The 1,108-nt window shown below is 61.3% G+C and carries 1 protein-coding gene; it reads left to right on the forward strand.

Translation table 11 applies throughout. From position 1 onward, the window contains the following. The first annotated feature begins 47 nt into the window (after positions 1-47). Complete coding sequence (locus G7A99_RS20475) at positions 48-1,082, forward strand: IS630 family transposase (protein WP_163143708.1); 1,035 nt, start codon at positions 48-50, stop codon at positions 1,080-1,082. The last annotated feature ends 26 nt before the right edge of the window (positions 1,083-1,108 follow it).

Genomic DNA, 1,108 nt, shown 5'->3' on the forward strand with positions numbered 1-1,108 from the left:
TACTAACCTTAAAGAAAGTAAAGCCATGATGTGTTAGGTTTTGCATCATGAGATGCAAACGCTCCAACGATGGCCGCACAATTGACAAGGCGGCGATGCACGCGCTGCGAATGCAGGCGATCAAAGCGGTGCGCGGTGGGCGCACGGTGGCGGATGTTGCCGAGGCGTTCGGATTCAACGAGCGCACGGTGTTCAAGTGGCTGGCGCGCTACAACGACGGCGGCCAGAAAGCGCTGCAGTCGAAGGGCAAATCTGGCCGGCCGAGCAAGCTCACCGACGAGGAGATGCGCTGGCTTGCGCGGGCGGTGCGCGACGAGACGCCGCAGCAGATGAAGCTGCCCTACGCGCTGTGGACGTTGTCGTTGATCCAGGAGCTGATCCGGCAGCGCCTGGGCAAGTCGCTGACACTGCCGTCGGTGAGCAAGGCGATGAAGACGCTCGGATTCTCGGCGCAGAAACCCCTCTACGAGGCCTGGCAGAAGAATCCGGAGCTGGTGCAGGAGTGGCAGACGCACACCTACCCCGAAATCCGCCGGCAAGCCAAGGCGGCCGGGGCGACGATCTATTTTGCTGACGAGTCGGGGCTGCGCTCCGATTACCATGCCGGTACGACTTGGGCGCCGGTCGGTGAAACGCCTGTCGTCGAAGTCACCGGGCGGCGGTTCTCGGTGAACATGCTCTCGGCGGTCGGCCCTCGGGGTGAGCTACGGTTCATGGTCCACGAGGGCAACGTGAACGCGAAAGTCTTCCGCGAGTTCCTCCGGCGGCTGCTCGCCGGTGCCCATAAGCCCGTGTACGTCATCGTCGACGGCCATCCAGCCCACAAGGCCAAACTGGTCAAGGACTTCGTGGCTTCGACCAACGGCATGCTGAAGTTGTTCTTCCTGCCGCCGTACGCTCCCCACCTCAATCCCGACGAGCAGGTCTGGGCACACGTCAAGCGTGATGTCAGTTGCCGCGGGGTCGAGAACATCGAGCAAATGAAGCGCATGGCCATCGCCGCGCTCAGGCGCATCCAGAAACTCCCGCGGCTGGTGCGCTCATTCTTCCAACAGCCCGAATGTCAGTACGCCAAAGCATGACTTTACTTTTTTAAAGGTTAGTAGTT

This window comes from Arhodomonas sp. KWT (genome assembly GCF_010993615.1).

Coding starts and splice junctions, on each gene's coding strand:
- G7A99_RS20475 (WP_163143708.1), top strand. CDS start 48: ATGAGATGCAAACGCTCCAACGATGGCCGCACAATTGACAAGGCGGCG.